Below are 20,658 nucleotides of genomic sequence, written 5' to 3' on the forward strand. Positions count from 1 at the left end.
ATACTGTGCAAATAGCTAATGACAAACCCGGTGAAGATTTCCACATAATATATTTACATCATTGAGGTCATGAGAATATGAGTAATGCCAGCTCCGCTATGAACCGACCAAGATACAAACGTAAAAGATATTGGATAATAGTAGTAACAACTCTTGTCACTTTATATTGTTTTTTCAGTATACGCGGGATTATCCAGGAATTAGCATATGCTATGACGCCCCCGGTTTTACCTGACTACAAAGAGTACAAAGTAGAGCAACTTAACCCCACTGGCTGGGGTAAACATAATCAACAGTGGTTTAACCACGCGTCACAAGGCACAGCAACTCTGCCCATCCCCTACGAGTGGATTTTGGCGTTAGAAGAGCCTAAATCTAATCCATGGTTTATTTTCCTCGGTCAAAAAAAACCATTTTTTGAAGAATATATATTACGCCTAGGTTTTATAAAAGGAACAAAATCTGTCGATAACCCCGATAAACTCCCTATAGGCTTTGCGCAAACTCAAAGCATATATTTCCCCGGCATAGATCGAAAATCCACGGCCTTAGGCTTTACTTGTGCAGCCTGTCATACCGGCCAGTTCACATACGAAGACAAACGTTACGTAGTGACTGGCGGCCCAGCAATGACAGATTTAGGTTTACTCAATCAGTCTTTAGGTGCAGCACTGGCGCAAACCGCGCTTTCCAGTAAATTGATGTTATTCAATGGGCGTTTCGAACGCTTTGCAGGACGGGTGTTGGGTAGTAATTATAATGTGCTCACTCGCGCAACCTTAAAAAAAGAGCTAGCAGCAACAATTAGCAAACTTGTTAAGCAGAACGATACGATTAATGTTACCGAAGGCTTTACCCGTTTAGACGCGTTAAATCGTATAGGTAACACTGTATTTGCAACAGGAATGAATCGTAATCGCAATTATGCCCCTATTAATGCACCGGTAAATTATCCTCATATTTGGACAACCTCCTGGTTTGACTGGGTACAGTATGATGCTTCGATTATGCAGCCCCTAATTCGTAACGCGGGAGAAGCTTTGGGGGTTAAAGCCTATGTTAATAGCACTGCAGGCTTCGACAATACAACAGAAGATTACGTCAATATAACAGCTGCCACTATTAATACAGAGGCAAGTAAGCAGCAACGCTTCGCCTCCTCAATTCCAATAAAGAATCTTGTAGAGATTGAGGATTGGTTAGGAGGAACCCATCCTCTTGATGCCAAGCAGTTCAATGGTATACACGCTCCCAGCTGGCCATCGAACCTTCCTGCTATCGATCAAGAAAAAGCTCAGAAAGGCGCGGCCCTATATCAGTCTCTTTGCCAGGGCTGCCACCTGCCGCCAATTTCCAGCGAAGACTTTTGGAGCGATAAATATTGGTATCCAATCAGTTACCAACGGGATGGAAGAGAAATAAAAACAGAAGAGAAATACCTACAATTGGTTGTTATTGGTTTGGACGAAATCGGTACAGATCCATCCCAAGCTAAGGTCTTGCCCGAACGTACCGTCGACACCAGCGGCTTAAACTTAGCCACTCAGGTTTGTACACGCACTCCCTCCAAATTATACGAAGAAAAAAATACATTGGGTTATTTAAGTTATGTCCCTCTAAACGATAGTTCGACCAGTATGTTTGCACTTGCATTGGGCGCATTTGTGCAACGGACTAATGATCAATGGTTTGAACAGAACTATGTTTTTTCCAAACAAGAACAAGCCTTATACGAGGGCAAACGACCCAATTGTTTACAAGCGGGGCTTGGCTACAAAGCCCGTCCATTAAATGGTGTCTGGGCGACGGCGCCCTTCTTACATAACGGTTCTATAGCTACCCTATACGACCTATTATCACCACAAAACGAACGTCCTACTTTTATTGAGCTAGGCAACCAAGCATTTGATGCTAAAAACGTCGGAATTTTACAAGGCAAGCAGATAAACAAGCTTAACCAGAACACCAGAATCCACCATCGGGTTATGGCAGACTATAAAGATGGACGTTTTATTTTAGATACACGTGAGTTAGGCAATTTTAATACTGGCCATGTCTTCGATGACAAACCCAATACCCGTGGGGTGATAGGGAGAAAATTATCAGAAGAAGAGCGCTATCAGATTATCGAGTATTTAAAAACACTCTCTATAAATAGTTAAGTATTAAAAGCAACTAGGCATATGGCTATATGAAATACTTAATATAGCCATATAAATATACCTACTACCATACCTACTGAATAAAACGAGTTAATCACCGATATAAAATACTTAAGAAGTTAAGTGAATATTAATAGAGATTCTTAAGTAAAGTATTTGATAACACATTACCAATACAGAAAATTGCACACCAATATTTTTTCCTTTTCCCCGATAGCTATAGAACAATATTTAATCTCTGTTATAGTCACCACGACCTAGTTTGGTCAGATTTTATATTTTGTTAAATTATCATAGGGAAATAATGCAATGAATCCTCAGATCCTCCAAATTACAGCAATCATCTTTTTAACCTTTTTTTCCTTCACTGGAATTTGCCAAGATATTGATTTCCAGGAACAACAAGAGCTGCGGCAAGCGTTATACGGACAAACGCCTATTCCCGGTTGTTTTAATTATGCTTATCAGCTCAGTCAATTTGATGAATTACTTGAAAACTATCGCCACGCTATTGATAAACAAGAGCTAATAGAAGCAGAGTCTAATCTGGTAAAAATCTATAGGGTGCTTCGATGTGCAACAATAGCCGAATTAGAAAGGCCGAGCGAAACCATTAAACAATTTTTATTAGAGCACCCGGCAAAAGAAAACGCAGATTTCTTATCTTTAGTTGTTTTACTCCATGACCTAGGGATAGATACTTTTACTTCTCTACATAATTCATGGTTAGCGACTTTTTTCGAAGCACATCAAGATAATTTTGCCGCTACATATATGGCGAGGGGAGAGAATTTAATAAAGATCGATGAGCAAGAGCAATACGCCATACTCCACGGTATATACTCGGGCCACGTCAATGCAGATTTATGTTCCATTGAGGAATTAGAAAACTTCGCAAACTCCGAAACGCTTATTTGCCGAAAAGCAGTATGTGATGAAAATACAGCGAAAAATAACCTAGCAGTATCATTGGGAGAAACACCGCCTGTATTAAGCCATTTTAACAGCGATATATATAAAGACGAACAAGATATAGAAAATTTCTGCCAATCTAATAACAATGGAACAGGACTCACGGATCGCCAACAAGCAGATATCCTAAAATGTGCGAGAGAACATCTACAGTCGACACGGTCGGACATTGCCGTATGCTTCTCAAAACATAACAAGAACAAACGATTTTTAGCATGTTTACACAATAAAAACTTTTTTCGAGCTAATATAAGCCGTCAGTGTATGCTCGGCAAACCCTCCTTAATCGACCCGGATGGGCCGGTTCCCGTTGTAGTTAATCAAATGGAAGTTCTTTTTAGAAAGTTAAACCAAGTTAATAAAGACATAACCGTTATTAACAATACAATAGAACACCTTGATAAGAAATGGGAAGCATTAAATACCGACATTGCAACAGAAGAAGAATTTGATGATGGTAGTGTTGAAACTGAGGAAAAAATCAAGAAGCTAAAAAAAGAACGCGATGGTATTTATCAACGCCAACTAGACTTACAAAAGAAAAGAGAGAAATTAAAAAAACAGAAAGAAAATATTGAAAAATCAATAGAGACTGAAGAAAGGAATTGTGCAAAAAAAGGCCCTTCGGACGTAAAAACCTGTAAAGAGGCAAAAGAAGAAGGTAAAAAGCGTGCTGACAATAAATCCCAAGGAACAAACAATCGCTGTTCACCAGAAGATATTGATTGTAACAATGCCTGCGGCCCACGGGATGAGTTTGAGGACTTACGCAAGTGTGTCATTGCCAACTCGAAAGAAATAAAGCCTGTCATAAATGATACTCCGCAACCTGTTGACCCTAGAGTGCTTTACTTCGGCCCCGATAGTCCACACTTCCCAGAGCAAAATCTATCTTCAGATTTTATCGCTTGTATAAATAAAGCAACTGAAACCTCAACCACTGAACAAAATTCATGTAGTGCTGTGTTAAATTGCGCCGACGGTGAAATGCCAATTAAAAATGAAGAAGGTATTTGCCAATGTCCCAATAACGGTAATTTAAGCCTCCCCCAAAATCGCTGCCAACATGCCATACGCTGTGAATTAGGCTCTCCCAATTGCACATGCCCAAGCACAACACCAAGCGGCATACCGCCATTCAATGGCCCTAGAGATACAGTCTTTGATATTATAGAAGGGTAAAATAAATACAAAAAACAAAAGCCGCTCATTAAAGAGCGGCTAGATAAATAAGCTTACTTCCCGTAATTGCAAGCTATCTTACGAAGGGACCAACCTCCCGCCTAGCATACAGGTAGCTTGGCGTCTTGGCTTGCGGCCTTTTGCAAGCCATGTGACAAGCGGAGGTAGAAGCTCAGAGCCTCCCATAAACAAGCCCTTTACGGACTGTCCGATAACTCCATAGCGTCCAATGACGACGATTCTCGACTGGCTTTGGCTGGGTGCGTGGCTGTGTGGATTTCCTTAATATGTAAGCGAAACACTGGCCGATTTCGGGCAAGCGTTTATCACAATTAAGAAAGGATGCAGGCTATACATAGAAGGAACTGGCTGACGAGATCGGTTCAACTCGACGTGTGATTGCCTACTATGAAACGGAGAGCGACCACCCACCCGCTAACCTGTTGGTGGATTTAGCTAAAGCGTTAAATGTGACCACTGATGAATTGCTGGGTGTTAAGCCAGTTAAGCAAAAAGCGGCTAAAACGGACAATCGTTTGCAACGTCGATTTCAGCAAATTGAGAAGTTACCCGCCAAAGAGCGGCGACAGTTAGTACAGGTCATTGATACGTTTTTGAAGGCTGCACAGGTAGCAACATGACCAACTGAGTTAATGTATAGGCGTTGAGCCAATGGGCTGGCACCCAATGGCTCAACTAATCATCAATAATACGCGGAGTATTGATAATGACTAACGAGCATCATACACAAGCTTTGCGCTTGCCCAAAACTAAAGCCCACCAACGACAATTAAAAGTACGAGAGGCTTACCATTCCTACCAGCTAAACCAAAACACCCTTGAACGTACACCCATTGGTGAAATTCACTTAAAGGGAAACGGGCTTATCAAAGCAGGCTTTACTATTGATACACCAGTAAAAGTCAGGGTGATGGAGGGCTGCTTAGTCGTTACTGCTAATTTTCAGACAACAATTTTTTTCGTCTCAGCCGTTGAATAATATTCAACTTTTGAATCAGGGATTTCTGATTTAAGCAGTTGGCAAATTTCTACACCCTCCGCATCTAATTTAGAAACTATAGACTTGTCTTCGTATTGGGCGTAATGCTCATCTTCATAGCGATTTAACCAGCTAGAAATTTTTTGTTTGAGCTCTGGTGAAAGCCCAAGTTTATCAGGCTTTATATAACCGCCCTCGATAGAGTCACGAATACCAGTCCCTGAAAACATACCATCTACAGTTAAATACTTCATCAGTCATTCGGCCTAAAGAAACGATGGTCTATAACACCATCTTTATTAACACCTATTTCAAAAACACCTTCTTTGTATTGCTGTGTACGAACCCCAGTTTTAGGATCGGTCACAACCTTACCAGTCATAGTCCCTTCTTTTTGATAAATGTTGTAGCCATTCTTTTTCGGAATAGGCTTAGTGCTCAAAATGTCTTTATCAAATGAATAAGGGAAGTTGTGAGATTTGGGATCTTCAACACCTCTCGCTCTCACACGAGGCGCATACTTTAAGTCCGCTCCCCCCTTTGGAACTCCACCACACGTATTATGAACCCAAACTCCTCGTTCACCTACAAAATATGTATGAAAATCCTCAACTTCAAAATTGTATGTGGTGTATTGACCTTTCCTAACCTTAACTTCACTGATTGAACCTAATTCACCCTCACGTAAGTGAACATAATCACCGCTTGCTAATTCACCAACTTTAACCCAGCCTTTGCCTTCTACCCAGAAGGGATGCTCATGGGTGGCACCAAGAGTTTCCTTCTCTCCATTATCGATGATAACGGTAACATCAAAAACTACCTTATCATGATTAATGAAAAGCTGTGACACTCGCTTCCAATCCGTTTCACCGGTGACATCGTTTTTAGATGCCACTAAGTCGCCAACCTGTATTTCTTCGATAGGTTTTAAACCATCTTGGGTATGAACGAGAGTTCCTTCTACAAAGCAAAGCTTATTTGCATTCTTTGTAACAGTAAGTCCCTTAAATACCTTTAAAGCCTTAAGTTCTGGCAAAACCACATCAATAACAGTAACGGTTCCTAGTGTGCCATTATTCTCATCAAAAAGCTCACCTCTCTCCCAAGCGGCCTGCCTTCTATCTAAATATTCACTAAGCAAAGAATCATGAATCTGCTTAAATACATCACGAGGACTTGCACCTGAGGTAAAGCTGATTGTAGTGCATCCACCTTCAAGTGAAAAATCACAAAGGCCAAAGCTTTCGCGGCTAGTTCTTTCTATACCAATTGCTTCAGAGTTAAATGCACCGAGTGAAATATTATCAGGGCTGCTGGAAAAACCAAAAACGCCACCAGAGTCTGATGGAAATTCATTGTGTAATCCAACTGTGATAAAAGAACAAATCCCCGTACCGCACGGATCAGTTTGATCTGGTTCACTCATTACATCGGTTGTTATCTCACCACCACACCCTTCTGCAGCTTCTGGCCCGTCACATAGCTCAGACTCAAAACCACTCGGATCAGTATAAAACATGGGGCGATTTTTGACATAGGAATAACGATTGTAGCCTTGGCTATCCATAGCATTATCAACCAAAATATCCGCACTCATAAACCGCCCAAGAGTTGGATCATACACCCGTCCATTCATGTGGATTAAGCCGACTTCATCCAAATGTTCATGTCCGGTATATCCTTGGGTTGTGAAGTCTTGGATATATTCTCTTGCCAATACTAATTGATTAACAAATTTATAGGCATCTTCGCCTGTCAATGAATTCCCTTTATAGGCGTCGCGACGCTTACCCCATACATCAAATCCCATGGTCGCAGTGACTGTGCCTGCGGCATTGGTGATAACATCGGTACTGCCTTGATAATCCTTATATGTATAAGCACGATCCACTGAAGTAAGTGCACCACTACTATCAGTATCAATCGTATAAAAAGCAAAGGAGCCAAGATATCGCTTCCAGGTAATGGTATCGGTATTGCTTTTGGTGATGCGCTCTACGCTGCCAAAATACAAGGTGGTAACGTCCACACCATTTTTGCGCTTGTCAATACGTTTCCAGCGTTCACGATTTGGGCCGTAATAAATCGTTGTTGTATGCTCACCGCTTTTTATTATTTCATAGGGTTTATCAAACGCTGTGTATTTGACAGCACGACCGGTACTATCGCCAATTAAGTTGCCATTCTTATCATAGGTATAGGAACCACTAACTCTACCTGAAGTCGTTGTAACAGCATGAGGCCCGGCATTGTTTTGACCATAGATATAACTGCCCACATCTCTTTTATAGGTGATATTCCCTAGACTATTGAAAGTATGATGATAGTAATAAGATTCAGCGGCACAATTGCCATTTAGTGTTCCTCGATGAATATCGGTAACACGGTTAAGATCGTCATAACAGAATGTTTCTTCTATCGCATTTGCCGTCGAAAATTTAGTAGTGCGGCCACTGTAGTTTCGGCGAGTTTTTAGATTGCCAATGGCATCCCAGGTATAAGTAATATCCTGTACTGGAAACAGCGTCGTAACATTAGCGATTTGTTTTTCAATGCGGCCATTCTCAGGGTTATAGCTATAGTCACTAGTAACGCCATTAGCACGAATAGATTTTGTCACTTGACCACGGGCATTCATACTCAGGACTTCGTAAACACCTTCATAGCCATCGTTACCATTATTCGGTGCGCCAGTGCCTATATCGCTCAGAGCATAGTCGTAGCCGTATTGGTTGTAGTGATGGTAGACACCCGACTCGATATTTACACTCATCACAACGTCAAGTTCTTTTAATACACGGCCATTCGTATCGTATTCAAGTGAGGTGTTATATTCACCGTCTTGACCATTGGCTCCTAAAGTGCGAGTCATGCCTACACCTCGGCCAAGGGAATCAAAATTGTAAATTTCACACACTTGAGTACTTAAGGTGTTACAGGTTTCAACATTGGCATTCAAGCTGTGCACAACGGCACTGGTATGTCCGATGGCATCACTAACAGTTGAACCACTTGGTAGTTCCCCATCAAAATACCAACGGGTGTGGCTATCAACGGTGCCATCGGCTCGTCTGTCAGTGCGACTTAAAAGGCGGCCATTGTTATCATAGCTATGAGTTTGTGTGGCTAAGTTAGCATTGGTCTGTTGATATAATTCGCCAAAACCATTGTAGCTATAGCTCCAATAGCCTTTATCTGGATCATTCATCCAGAGTTTACGGCTAAGATCATCGTAACCCATGGTGATTACAACATCATCGAGATCAGATTCAGTTGGGTGAGTTGTAGCTTTAACAAGATTACCTAGAGCATCGTATTCGTTAGTAATGCGACCACCGTTATGGTCAATAACTTCATCGAGTTCACCTAGGGCGTTGTAATTCTCTTGACGAGTTTGTTCAAGTGCATTTGTTTTTGTAATATCCAGACCGCGATGTTTTGTAAACGATATACTACCATCGGCAAGGTAGGTAGATGTGTCTCTACCAAGTCGATCGTAATTATAGCGATTCCAACTGGAATTATCGCCGGAGTAGTAAGGCTCACTTTGAAGTTTGACATTACCTCGCGAATCATATTCCGTGTCGACAAAAATCAATCGCCCATCAAAACCCACATTAGCACGACGAATTACACGTCCCAATATATCTCGATATTCATAAGCATAAGCCCCGCCGGCTAAACGCGTTTCGGAACGTGTAATAGCACCTACAGGACAACTTATATTCTGACACGCTTGCATCCCAGAGCTGTTCCAACTGCCATCATTGGCTGATTCAACAATAGTGCGATTAAACACATCAAATTGAATCGTACGGGTGAAGCCATTGGCATCAGAAATATTGGAAGCTAGTCCCCAATCGTTATACGCATTCACGGTCTCGATTTTATGGTCGTAGGCATCGAACGTTGCCACAGCGAAACGCCCTAAAGGATCATAGTCTCTACGAGTGATTCGCGCTACAACACTAGGTACACTATTTTCTGCACTTCTGGTTACTTTCTCTGGGTTGCCCAATAACGAATATTCTGTTTCTGTTGTTATTTGATTAACAGTATCAGGTTGCGTAATTTCTTCTCTAATTAAACCGCAGCGCCCCTTAGGATCGGCATTATCTTCATAGTATCTATAATCTTTAATTAATACCGATGTCCTATTTGTTTGGCCCGGCACCACACGTGTGCTTGTAATTGTTTCACTGCTCATTGCTCCCCGTACATTACAAGCATTTATATTTTTATAAGTAACATCGGTAACGACGGTTTGCGATTCATTATCTTGGCCACTTAGCGTTGCAGTGCGTTTTTTAACAAAGCCTTCTGCTGTAAGGTCGGCACGAGAAATACTTGTGGATTCAACTTTTAATAAGCTGCCATCAAGCAAATCGTGGCTAGCGGTAATATTTTGTTTAGGATAGATCTGATAGGGGAAGTAAGGTGCCGCGCCATTGCTCGGTCTATTTAAACCATAATCGGTATAACGTGTGCTGAGTATACGTCCGCTTGTTGTGCGCACTTGCTCAATATACGCTTGGCCACTAAAAGGAAAATCCTGACGATAAACACGCTGCGTTTCAAGTTCAGTATCACGGTCAACAACCGTCATTGTTTCAAAGCCAACAAACCCTCGCGCACCTCGCGAAAACGCTCGGCCATAGTAATAGTCATTAACTTTTTTTGTGTCGGGATTAAAACTGCCAGCAACAACATTGGTCGTGTAGGGGTTTGATGTGATAACAGAGGTAACAACAGACAAACCACCAGCGATAGGTTTTAAACGATAATTTTCATTTAGTTGTTCTGTGCCAGCATTAGCTAAAAGCGGGCCTTGATTTAAACGAGTGTAGAAGTCATCAACACTATCGATAGCAACAGAGTAGCGATTTTGACAACTGCCATTTAATCCAGCAAGACATATTGAGTCACGAATTTCGGTAGGACTATTAACATTAATGTCAAAGGGAACATAGTGATCGGAGTTTCCAATATTTTCATAGGTAATTTCTGTTGTGTGTCCTAAGCCTGTGGTAATGATTGTAATACGATTGGAAAAACCTTCTCTCTTCTGGCTATAGTTAACGGATATTCTGTTATAGTGGCCTATACTGGGTACGCCAGTTCCAATGGTCCCAGTGGCCTCTAATTTCATGTAATCCGTGAGTCCATCACCGTTAAAATCTCCCGTAATGACTCGATCACCAGAGGATACATAGGTAGCATATAACCTAGGCCCCTTAATAAAACCTTGCTCAACACCTCGCCACAGGAGAATATCTGGGCCAATCACATCTAAAAAACCGTCATTATCATGATCGGCCAAGCTGAAACTGCCATTAATCATATCAAAAACGGGAATAAAGCCACCTTCACCATGGCCAGTAATACGATAATGGATATCCATATCATCACCATCATACTTAATAAATTTAGCTATAAGATCATCGCTGCCATCAGCGTTAATATCACCGGCTAAAATCGAAGCACCTTTCTGCGCAGGCCCTAAAAAGGTATCAATGATTGACGCACTTCCCGCATTTAATGGCAAGTCAAAAATAGCGTATGCGGTTAAAGCCCCTTCCTCTTCGTTGGGCACAAAGTCTTCGTACTTACCATCATTGTTACGCCCGCTTCTCAATGGATACACTAAATCAGGTTTACCATCGCCATTAAAATCACCGATTGCTCGATGGCTTACACCAAGATCAAAAGCAGAAGATAAACCGCTCGATTCACTTAAGCCTCGACGAATTGGGGGCAATGTCACTTTGTATGGCGCTTGATAGCGTATAACTTGATTGCTGGTGCTGCTCGCTTGAAGGTCAATTTCAGCCAAAGAAATTTCAAGCTCGGCTAAATCCGTAGCACTATGTATGCGAGTGGAGTAAGTTGGACGAATTAAATCGGGTAAGGCGTCTCCATTAATATCAATATAAATGGAGGAGCCAGTTCCATGCTCAGGATTTTCAGCGCCTAGACTCCAAGAAGTCCCATCATATGTGCTCAGTTGTTCGCCTCGATCAACGCGGCCATCTTCATTGATATCTCGGTAACGCTCAAGATAACGATTTAATGATCGCGGTAGCGTAAACGAATCACAACTGCCTTCACTTTTCGTTGTGGCTACTTCTAGTCCTGAAGCACTGCCAAGATATAATTGTTCTAATCTACTGCAACCGGTATTTGCAGTACCGGAACTATTGCGTGAAGTATCATATTTAATTAATAAATCTTGATAACCATCCGCATTAACATCTGGGGTGCTCCATTCATGTATCCATGCATCACCGCTTAAGAATAAAGTACCAGGATTCGTTATGGTGCCTCGACTAGAATCTTGCGACCAGGTAAAGACTGTGGGGGATAAGCATTCCCTATGACTGCCCTGCCCTGCACACTCTTCGATGCTTTCAAGTCTACTTAAGCGATTGTAATAGGCTTGACTTGTATTGAGCGCTTTATAAACCAGGCTATAGGAACGCAGCCCTACGCCCCCTGCTTTCTGCACTGATATTGTATGAAGCCGATCAAGCATATTGACACGATAGCCGCCAATATACTTTGCCTGGGTATCTTCTCGACTACGATCATATTGATAAACCACACGATAACCATAACTATCAGATGCGCCATAGGCGTAACGTACTTCTTTTAATAAAAAAGTATTATTGGTAGTACTGTAGTGATATGTAATCTTATTATCCGCAAGATCATATTCATGGCTTCGCGCCCAGCGATAGGTACCGCGAGCGGTGATGTGTTTTGCTTCGTTACCACCTTCAATAAAACCGTACCTGGTTTTGTGACCACTGCGAGATACAGATTCAAAATAATCCGGTGAGCCAAGTGTTCCCCCCAGTGCAGTAACAACAACATGATTTTCAATTTCCGTGGTATAGGTAGACCCCGGAGCACCGTAAGATCCGCTCTTTAATATTAAGCGCGTGCCATTCATACAAAAGCGATCATCTGCGTTCCATTGAATCGCCATTGCTTTATTATCGTAAAGGTTTCTTTGTCCACAGCGAGCAATACTAGACATACCACCAATATTCCACCCCTTACCCACAACACCATTACCGGCACCACTGCTGTACGTAAGAGACAGTTTCGGCGTTAAACCTGCTGTACCTGCAGGTAATTGGATAGGCACCGTATAACTTGCGCCACCAGAAGCGCCGACTTCAAACTTGCCTGCGGTTGCACCAACACTTGCATCGTGGTTAACGCTAGGCGTTGAAGTATGAGTTGTACGGTCAATGACCATTGGCCCAGCGTCAGCATAGTAGACTGGAGCACTATCACCAGAACTCGCTAAAATTGTTATATCAAATCGAGTAGAGCCTGCTTGCCCAACAGTTATGTCAAGCAAGCCATCGCCATTAAAGTCTGTATACGCAACAGAACTGACGACACTAAGAGAATTAACATCGATATCGTTGTTCACTTCAAGGGATTGATACCCTGAAGGCGATGACAGCAGCACATAACTGTCTCCTGTCGGGATTAAAATAGGAATTAATATATGACCATGGATGGGAATAAACTGCTGGCGAGCTTTTAGGTAGATATCATCAATATTATCGCCATTTATATCGCCGTAATGAACAGTATAATCGCCTTCGTTGAATCCAAGGGAATCAGAAACATTAACCGCGATCACAGGGGAGGAAGGACTCGTCTCCTCATTATTCTCACATTCCAAATCCCCAGTATCAGAATTGACAGAACATACCTCTTCGGTGTAACGCGTTGCTATTGAAAACGTCCATAAGCCTGTTGGTAAGTCATTGAAGGTATAGCTTGTTTTTGAACAGTCAACCTGAGTCTCCGAGTCAACCCCTACAGCCAAGTTTATATCAGTAATATTATATTCCGAACACTCGAAAGCCCCCATACCAGCGGCCCAAGTTAGCGTCACTTGGCCACTACCTGTTTGTTGTGCTGTGAAGTTTTGAGGGGTTAAGCTCTGAGCAAATACCGAAGATATCTGAAATAATAAACTTAATATCCATAATGAAGAGGCTTTTTGGAAGGCAGAAATTTCCATAACAATTCCTTTAAACAAAACTATCCAACAGGGAAGGGTAAGGTATATAAAAGTTGCTAAAAACAAAAATTGATAAATTCAAGTTTTATCGATCTATATCGAAGACTCTAACAAAAAAAATAATAATAAAAAACAACAAAGCGTAGAAAAATCAAAATTTATATTAAAAATACTCATAGCCCCAAATTTACTATTATGAATAAAATCAAAATACTTAATTAGATAATTAATTGACAAAGAGAATGCATAATTGGTCATACAAAAAAAGAGAGGTGAATCAGCAATTATCAGCGCCAAAAGAACTTTATCTATATCGTTGCACTTGGGGGTAAAATTTATCGACCTATTTCTAGGTGCCAACGACACATTTTCATAATTAAAAAATGTAAATGACATCTTTTACTCAATAGAATAATTTTCTCTGATTCGCTACGGATACTTTGAACTAGGACTGAGAATAGAAAAAAGAATGGAGATAAAAATATAGAACAACCGCCCTATGTGGGGCGGTTGTATAGTGAAGCTATTTCCCGTAAACAGGAAACTTTGCACAGATTTCAAGAACTTTGGATTTTACTTCTTGAATAACCGTTTCTGAGTTACCACTTTCCAATGACTCTAATACGTCGCACATCCAATTGGTTAACAGTACGGTTTCTTCTTCTTTAAAGCCACGAGTAGTAATTGCCGGAGTACCAACACGCAAGCCACTTGTCACAAATGGTGAGCGGGGATCATTAGGTACTGCATTTTTATTGACGGTAATATTTGCTTGGCCTAAGGCTGCGTCAGCATCTTTACCAGTATATTCTTTGCCGATAAGGTCAACTAACATTAGATGATTCTCGGTGCCGCCAGAAACGATTTTAATACCACGCTCCAAAAATGTTGCGGCCATAGCTTTAGCATTGGCAACAACCTGTTTTTGATAACTGACAAAATCTTCAGACATGGCTTCTTTAAAGCTTACCGCTTTGGCAGCGATAACATGCATAAGAGGGCCACCTTGGCCGCCAGGGAAAACAGCTGAGTTTAGCTTTTTCTCTATTTCTTCATTGGCACGAGCAAGGATGATTCCGCCGCGTGGCCCACGTAAAGTTTTATGGGTTGTGGATGTAGTCACATCAGCAATATTAACAGGAGAAGGATAAACACCTGCAGCCACCAAACCAGCAACATGGGCCATATCGACTAATAAATAGGCGCCAACTTCATCAGCAATATCGCGAAATTTTTGCCAATCTAGAATCTGGCTGTAAGCAGAAAAACCCGCAACAATCATTCTAGGCTTATGCTCACGGGCTAGGTTAGCAATCTCTTCGTAGTCCACTTCACCGGTTTCCTCATTGATACCGTATTGAACTGCGTTATAGATTTTCCCAGAAAAGTTGACACTGGCGCCATGAGTTAAGTGGCCACCGTGAGCCAAACTCATACCTAAAACGGTATCGCCAGGTTTACACAAGGCGGCATACACCGCAGTATTTGCCTGCGAGCCAGAGTGAGGCTGAACATTGGCATAATCTGCATTAAATAGTTTTTTCACCCTGTCGATGGCCAAGGTCTCGGCAGTATCGACATATTCGCAGCCACCGTAGTAACGCTTGTTAGGATAGCCTTCTGCATACTTGTTAGTAAGTTTGGTTCCTTGCGCTGCAATAACCATTGGGCTGGTATAGTTTTCAGAAGCAATTAGTTCAATATGTTCTTCTTGACGAAGTCCTTCACTTTCAATAGCTTGCCAAAGCTCAGGATCAAAATTGGCGATGGTTTGGTCTTTATCAAACATAGAATTCCTCTGTATCAATATATTGCAGGCAATTGAGCGACAAACTCAAAGGGTTACCCCTTTTAGTAGACAAGTAAAATGTGGTGGGATTGTACACTAAAGCGCTGGCCAGGGTGCAAGACCTCCGCTATCCCTTGAAGTTATAGCATTTGGCTATATGCCATGCCAGCGCTGTCAAAGATTACATCTTAACAACACAGAAAAAATCTTGCAGAAGTGCTTTTTCATATTTGAAATCGTACCTCTGCTAGGGTAACGTGCGAGGCAAAATGAAGACCCGCTGAATACATGCTCGATCCTCTATGTGATGCGCTGGCTGCAGCTGTGTGAACAACCATATTTTTTGTCTATTTATTATAATGGGGCTCTCAATGGCACAATATGTGTACACCATGAATCGCGTGGGCAAAATCGTCCCACCTAAACGCGAAATTCTTAAAGATATCTCTCTGTCATTTTTTCCTGGCGCCAAAATAGGCGTATTAGGCTTAAACGGTGCGGGTAAGTCTACCTTATTGCGCATCATGGCAGGCATTGACAAAGACTATAACGGCGAAGCGCGTCCAATGCCTGATATTAAAGTGGGTTACTTACCGCAAGAACCTCAGTTAAACCCTGAAAAAGATGTGCGAGGCAATGTTGAAGAAGGCATGCAAGAAGCAGTCGATGCCCTCAAAGGGTTAGAAAAAGTCTATGCCGATTATGCCGAGCCAGATGCCGATTTTGATGCACTCGCCAAAACCCAGGCCAAATTAGAAGACATTATTCAAGCCTGGGACGCTCACAATATGGAACATACCCTTGAGGTTGCAGCAGATGCACTGCGCCTGCCTCCTTGGGACGCCGATGTTAGCAAGCTCTCAGGGGGTGAAAAACGTCGTGTAGCCCTGTGCCGCTTACTACTCTCTCGTCCAGATATGTTGTTACTAGACGAGCCTACCAACCACTTGGACGCGGAGTCAGTATTTTGGCTCGAACAGTTCTTGCAGAACTTTTCTGGAACTGTGGTAGCAATTACCCATGACCGTTATTTCCTTGATAATGCCGCGGGCTGGATTTTAGAGTTGGACCGTGGCCATGGTATCCCTTACGAGGGGAATTACTCAACATGGCTGGAAGCCAAGCAGCAACGACTAGCGCAAGAAGAACGCAGTGAAGCCGCTCGTCAAAAAGCTATTAAGGCAGAATTAGAGTGGGTAAGGCAAAACCCCAAAGGTCGACAATCGAAAAACAAAGCGCGTTTAGCTCGCTTCGACGAACTACAATCGCAAGATTTCCAGAGTCGTAATGAAACCAATGAGATTTATATCCCACCGGGTGATCGTTTGGGAGATAAAGTTATTGAGTTTAATGGTGTTAGTAAAAGCTTTGGCGACCAACTACTTATCGACAACCTAACCTTCTCACTTCCCAAAGGTGCCATCGTCGGAATTGTCGGTGGTAATGGCGCAGGTAAATCCACGTTGTTTCGCATGATCGCCGGCACAGAAAAGCCAGACTCAGGAGAAATTGTCCTGGGTGAAACGGTGAACGTTGCATTTGTAGAACAAAGTCGCGAAAACCTAGAAGATGATAAAACCGTTTGGGAAGCCGTGTCTGATGGGCAAGATAACCTTAAAATTGGCAATTACGAAGTAAGCTCTCGCGCTTATGTTGGCCGCTTTAACTTTAAAGGTACCGATCAACAAAAACGTGTTGGAGAACTTTCTGGTGGTGAGCGCGGACGTTTACACTTAGCGAATACCCTGAAGCAAGGGGCGAATGTACTATTGTTGGATGAACCGTCTAATGACTTGGACATTGAAACCTTACGCGCATTAGAAGACGCCATACAAGCCTTCCCTGGGTGTGCACTAATCATTTCACATGATCGCTGGTTTTTAGATCGTATTGCCACTCATATTTTGGCATATGAAGGCGATAGTGAAGTGGTGTTTTTCGAAGGTAATTACACAGAATATCACGAAGATTTTATAGCGCGCAAAGGTGAGAACGCTCAGCCTAAACGCATGAAATATAAGCCTCTTAAAAGTTAACAGGTTTAAAGAATATTAATACGCAAGGATGCGTAATCAATTATCCTCACCGCTAGGTTTAGGACTGACTCCCTTAAATAGACACCGCCTTCTTTTCCTCTCTAAAATTAGCTAGGCGCCATTAAAGTTTTTTAGTTTTAATAATAAGTAAACAAAAACTAGCGTTTTGCAAAATTCCTTAGCAGGAATTTGTAAAGCTACTTTATATAAAATAAGCTCACGTTAAGCCACTGCAACATATTTCTATTAAGTAGTATCAAATTTAATTGTGAGTATAACTATGATAAATCTCTTACATTTTTTTCTACTATGCTTATTATCTTTTTCAACATGTGTTACTGCCAAGAGCTTACCTGCGCCTCAAGACTCTCGAAGTTTCTTTATCGATTCTGCACAACTTCCATTTGCAGACTTTCCAATACCAGGCATTGAGACCGAAAAGTATTGGGGAGAATTAAAAGGCGCTGGTTACCGTATTGAAGTGCCAACTAATTGGAATGGTGAATTAGTCATGTGGGCACATGGTTTTTTGGGTAATGGAGAACAATTATTTGTTGAGAACCATCCTTTACGTTTATTTCTTATTTCTCAAGGTTTTGCATGGGCGGCATCAAGTTATACGAAAAACTTTTACGACGTTCGCTCAGGAGTACAAAGTACTAATGATTTAGTTCGCTTTTTTAAGGAAAATATTGCCGAACCAAATCGTGTATTTATCTCGGGTGTATCGATGGGAGGCCATATTACTGCGGCAGCTATAGAACAATTCCCCAATTATCAGTGTCCCCAAGGCTCTCACCGAGTGCTTTGTAAACGTATTGTTAAATTGCTCGGGCGTATTTCTGGCGGTGTAAAATACTCAGGTGCAGTGCCGGTATGTGGTGTTATGGCTGATAGAGAAGGATTAATATATGGGGTAAATTATCGACTAGTCGCCGAACAGTTAGCAGGTTTAAACAATCAATTTCCCACTTCAGCAGACTACACACTTACAACTCTACCACAAGTTATTGCTCGTTTGTTTGCTGACAATGGTGAAGGATATCCACATACAGTCTCACCTCAAGGAGAAAAACTAAAAGATTATTTACGCTATTCAACTGGTGGCGCACGTCCAGTTTTCGACCTTGCATTTGGTGACTTTCAAGATACAGTATTTGCATCGGGACTTGGTAATGGCACACTTGATGGCATTACAGGTGGCAACCTTTACGATAACCTTCTAGCAGTATATCAACTAGATGGCGATCCCACACTTTCGGCTGAGGAACAAGCACTAAACGCCGCGATGTTGCGCGTAGCTCTAGATCCACAAGCTGATCCGGAACGGTTTTTGAAGTTAGAAAGAATTCCAATCTTAACAGGTCGACTGAGTGTACCAGTAGTGACACTGCATACACTAGGTGATTTGCGTGTTCCTTTTTCTAATCAACAAATTTATTATCATCGAGCAGCAGCCAAAGGGCGTTCAAACTTTTTGGTACAGCGAGCAATACGTGATATAGGTCACTGCACATTTGAAGATAACGAATTGATAGAAGCATTTGTCGATATGTATCAATGGGCAACAAATGGTATAAAACCGGAAGGTGATGATATTATTACGCCGGATGTCGTTTCAGATAAAGATTATGGCTGTAAATTTACTCGCCGTACTCGTTCAGAATTAGGTATTGATGCTTGCCCACAATAAAACTACATAGCACCTCTCTTCTCTTAACAATTAGTTATTAATTATTAATTTAGCGGCTAGATATATCGTCCTGATATATTTAGCCATCGCCCCTTAAAATTTAAAATATAGTGGCCTAATATAGAAACTGGACTCTACTTTTTTATACCTTAATAAGACACAAAAAATAGGCCTCTCGCCAGAGGTTGGCTTTCACATATAAATCGATGCGGTATGGATGCATTAAAAGTAATAAGTGTTTTGGCATAAAGCTTCGTAACTTTATCAGCAACGGCTAATGTTAATTCACCCTCTTGCAGCCATATATTTTTTCTCGCCCCTCGAGTATTTGCAGCAAATGAGGTTCTTCCAAACTTTTTAAAGTAAAAGCTATATACTTCGGTACTAAAATGCCGAGACTCTCGATGCAACAGATGACAAGTAAAAGCGCTGCCTTTTTTGCTAACAATATTAGTATTTTTTTCTCGATTTGTTTCTATCGCAACCTGAGATTCCGGTGGACGTACCAAATCTGAAAGTTCCATGTCCATAGCCTGTGATAGTTTATATAAGACGGCCAATGTTGGGCTTGTTTGGCACGACTCTATTTGCGCGATCATCGAACGACTCACTTGAGACCTGTTAGCCAATGATTGAAGACTTTCTCCTCTCGCACTGCGATAGCTACGAATAAAACTTCCCAAATAATCAAATTCTTCTAGGTTTTTATCTTTTTTCATAAATTTTTATGCAAAATAAGTTAATTTTTATGAACAAAAATTATTTCCGTTATATTGGAAATTATCTCTTTTCACAGTTGCCATACTTTAATCTTTAGCAAATAATTAATCAATTATTGAAAACTTAAGAGAACCAGCATGCAAAAAGTTATGACAATTACTGGTGGCAACTCTGGAATCGGAAGAGCTGTGGTAGAACGATACTTAAAAGAAGGTTATCGAGTGGCATCGTTTAACCGTACTATCGGAGAAATGAATAATTTTGTTACCGACTATGGTAATAGTTTTATAGAGTTTAAGGGTGATGTAAGAAATACCGTAGATTTACAGAATTTCTATTCTCGTTGTCACAAAGAATGGCATAAGATCGATATTGTTATTGCAAATGCGGGCATTGCAGAAGCTCAAACAATTGAAAAGGTTACACAGGAAAGTTTCGATAAAACCTTGGCGATAAATATAAGTGGCGTATTTTTTACGGTACAGAAATCTCTACCTTACTTATCAACGAGTGCATCTATAAGTCTAATTTCTTCCATACAAGCCAATAAGGGCGATGATATGTGGTGTGCCTATGGTGCATCGAAAGCAGCCGTTCGCTCTATGACACGCTCTCTTGCACAAGGCCTCGCAAACCAAGGTATTCGTGTAAACTGTATTTCTCCCGGTGTTACAAAAACAGCAATCTTTGAAAAAATGGGAATCGATAGTAAGAAAATGCAAGAAATGCTAAAAGCTGTTGCAGCATCAACCCCTCTAGAACGTTTAGGTGAGCCAAAAGATATTGTTAATCTTCTCTATTTTATTAACAGCGATAAAGCGAGCTTTATCACTGGTGCAGATTTTCAGGCAGATGGAGGGCTAACTCAAATATGATCGCCCATAAACTCTTTTGGTACTTTTTACTTTGTTCTATGTTTTCTTCCAAAACACTTGCCAACACAGTAAACGTAGAGCCTAATCAAATAAACACAATTAGAACAGAGATCTATTTTGAGATTTTAAAAAAAACTCAGAAAAGTTGGAATGGCGAGTTGTTGCCAAGTTACGGCAGT

General features: G+C 41.4%; 11 protein-coding genes. 7 read left to right on the plus strand and 4 right to left on the minus strand.

The genetic code is table 11. The features are described from left to right. Window positions 1-212: 212 nt before the first annotated feature. From BVC89_RS24730 to BVC89_RS24745, 4 genes are all read left to right on the plus strand, one after another. The gene (locus tag BVC89_RS24730; RefSeq protein ID WP_216825043.1) at window positions 213-2,162 is read left to right on the plus strand and encodes a di-heme-cytochrome C peroxidase; all 1,950 of its coding nucleotides are present in this window, start codon (window positions 213-215) and stop codon (window positions 2,160-2,162) included. Window positions 2,163-2,471: 309 nt separating this feature from the next. Continuing rightward, window positions 2,472-4,316, plus strand: a complete 1,845-nt coding sequence (locus BVC89_RS24735; RefSeq protein WP_086933775.1) for a hypothetical protein — start codon at window positions 2,472-2,474, stop codon at window positions 4,314-4,316. A 365-nt stretch (window positions 4,317-4,681) separates the two neighbouring features. Then, window positions 4,682-4,957, plus strand: coding sequence for a helix-turn-helix domain-containing protein (locus BVC89_RS24740; RefSeq protein WP_086933776.1), 276 nt, complete (start codon window positions 4,682-4,684; stop codon window positions 4,955-4,957). Window positions 4,958-5,043: 86 nt separating this feature from the next. Beyond that, window positions 5,044-5,316, plus strand: a complete 273-nt coding sequence (locus BVC89_RS24745) for a SymE family type I addiction module toxin (protein ID WP_086933777.1) — start codon at window positions 5,044-5,046, stop codon at window positions 5,314-5,316. On the opposite strand, the gene BVC89_RS24750 is transcribed toward BVC89_RS24745, so the two are convergent. The 3 genes from BVC89_RS24750 to glyA all read right to left on the minus strand — a co-directional run bounded on the left by BVC89_RS24750 (window position 5,280) and on the right by glyA (window position 15,155). Further along, a complete protein-coding gene (locus BVC89_RS24750) occupies window positions 5,280-5,570 on the minus strand; it encodes a hypothetical protein (RefSeq protein WP_086933778.1) in 291 nt (96 codons plus the stop codon). The two genes, BVC89_RS24745 and BVC89_RS24750, sit on opposite strands and share 37 nt — an antisense overlap. Then, on the minus strand, window positions 5,570-13,366 hold the full coding sequence (locus BVC89_RS24755) for a polymorphic toxin-type HINT domain-containing protein (RefSeq protein ID WP_086933779.1): 7,797 nt from the start codon (window positions 13,364-13,366) through the stop codon (window positions 5,570-5,572). The genes BVC89_RS24750 and BVC89_RS24755 overlap by 1 nt, the downstream gene beginning before the upstream one ends. 523 nt (window positions 13,367-13,889) lie before the next feature. Then, window positions 13,890-15,155, minus strand: a complete 1,266-nt coding sequence (glyA, locus tag BVC89_RS24765) for a serine hydroxymethyltransferase (protein WP_086933780.1) — start codon at window positions 15,153-15,155, stop codon at window positions 13,890-13,892. Window positions 15,156-15,526: 371 nt separating this feature from the next. Here glyA and ettA point away from each other — a divergent pair, with 371 nt between their 5' ends. Beyond that, on the plus strand, window positions 15,527-17,191 hold the full coding sequence (gene ettA, locus BVC89_RS24770) for an energy-dependent translational throttle protein EttA (protein ID WP_086933781.1): 1,665 nt from the start codon (window positions 15,527-15,529) through the stop codon (window positions 17,189-17,191). Window positions 17,192-17,471: 280 nt separating this feature from the next. Beyond that, window positions 17,472-18,884, plus strand: a complete 1,413-nt coding sequence (locus BVC89_RS24775) for an alpha/beta hydrolase family protein (protein WP_086933782.1) — start codon at window positions 17,472-17,474, stop codon at window positions 18,882-18,884. A gap of 149 nt (window positions 18,885-19,033) precedes the next feature. Here the strand turns inward: BVC89_RS24775 and BVC89_RS24780 are convergent, their stop codons facing one another. Next, window positions 19,034-19,603, minus strand: coding sequence for a helix-turn-helix domain-containing protein (locus BVC89_RS24780; RefSeq protein ID WP_086933783.1), 570 nt, complete (start codon window positions 19,601-19,603; stop codon window positions 19,034-19,036). Window positions 19,604-19,741: 138 nt separating this feature from the next. Here BVC89_RS24780 and BVC89_RS24785 point away from each other — a divergent pair, with 138 nt between their 5' ends. Further along, entirely contained in the window at window positions 19,742-20,479 is a 738-nt protein-coding gene (locus BVC89_RS24785) for an SDR family NAD(P)-dependent oxidoreductase (RefSeq protein WP_086933784.1), read from the plus strand. Window positions 20,480-20,658 lie beyond the last annotated feature (179 nt).

It is taken from the genome of Agarilytica rhodophyticola, from assembly GCF_002157225.2.
GTDB classification, from domain to species: Bacteria; Pseudomonadota; Gammaproteobacteria; order Pseudomonadales; family Cellvibrionaceae; genus Agarilytica; species Agarilytica rhodophyticola.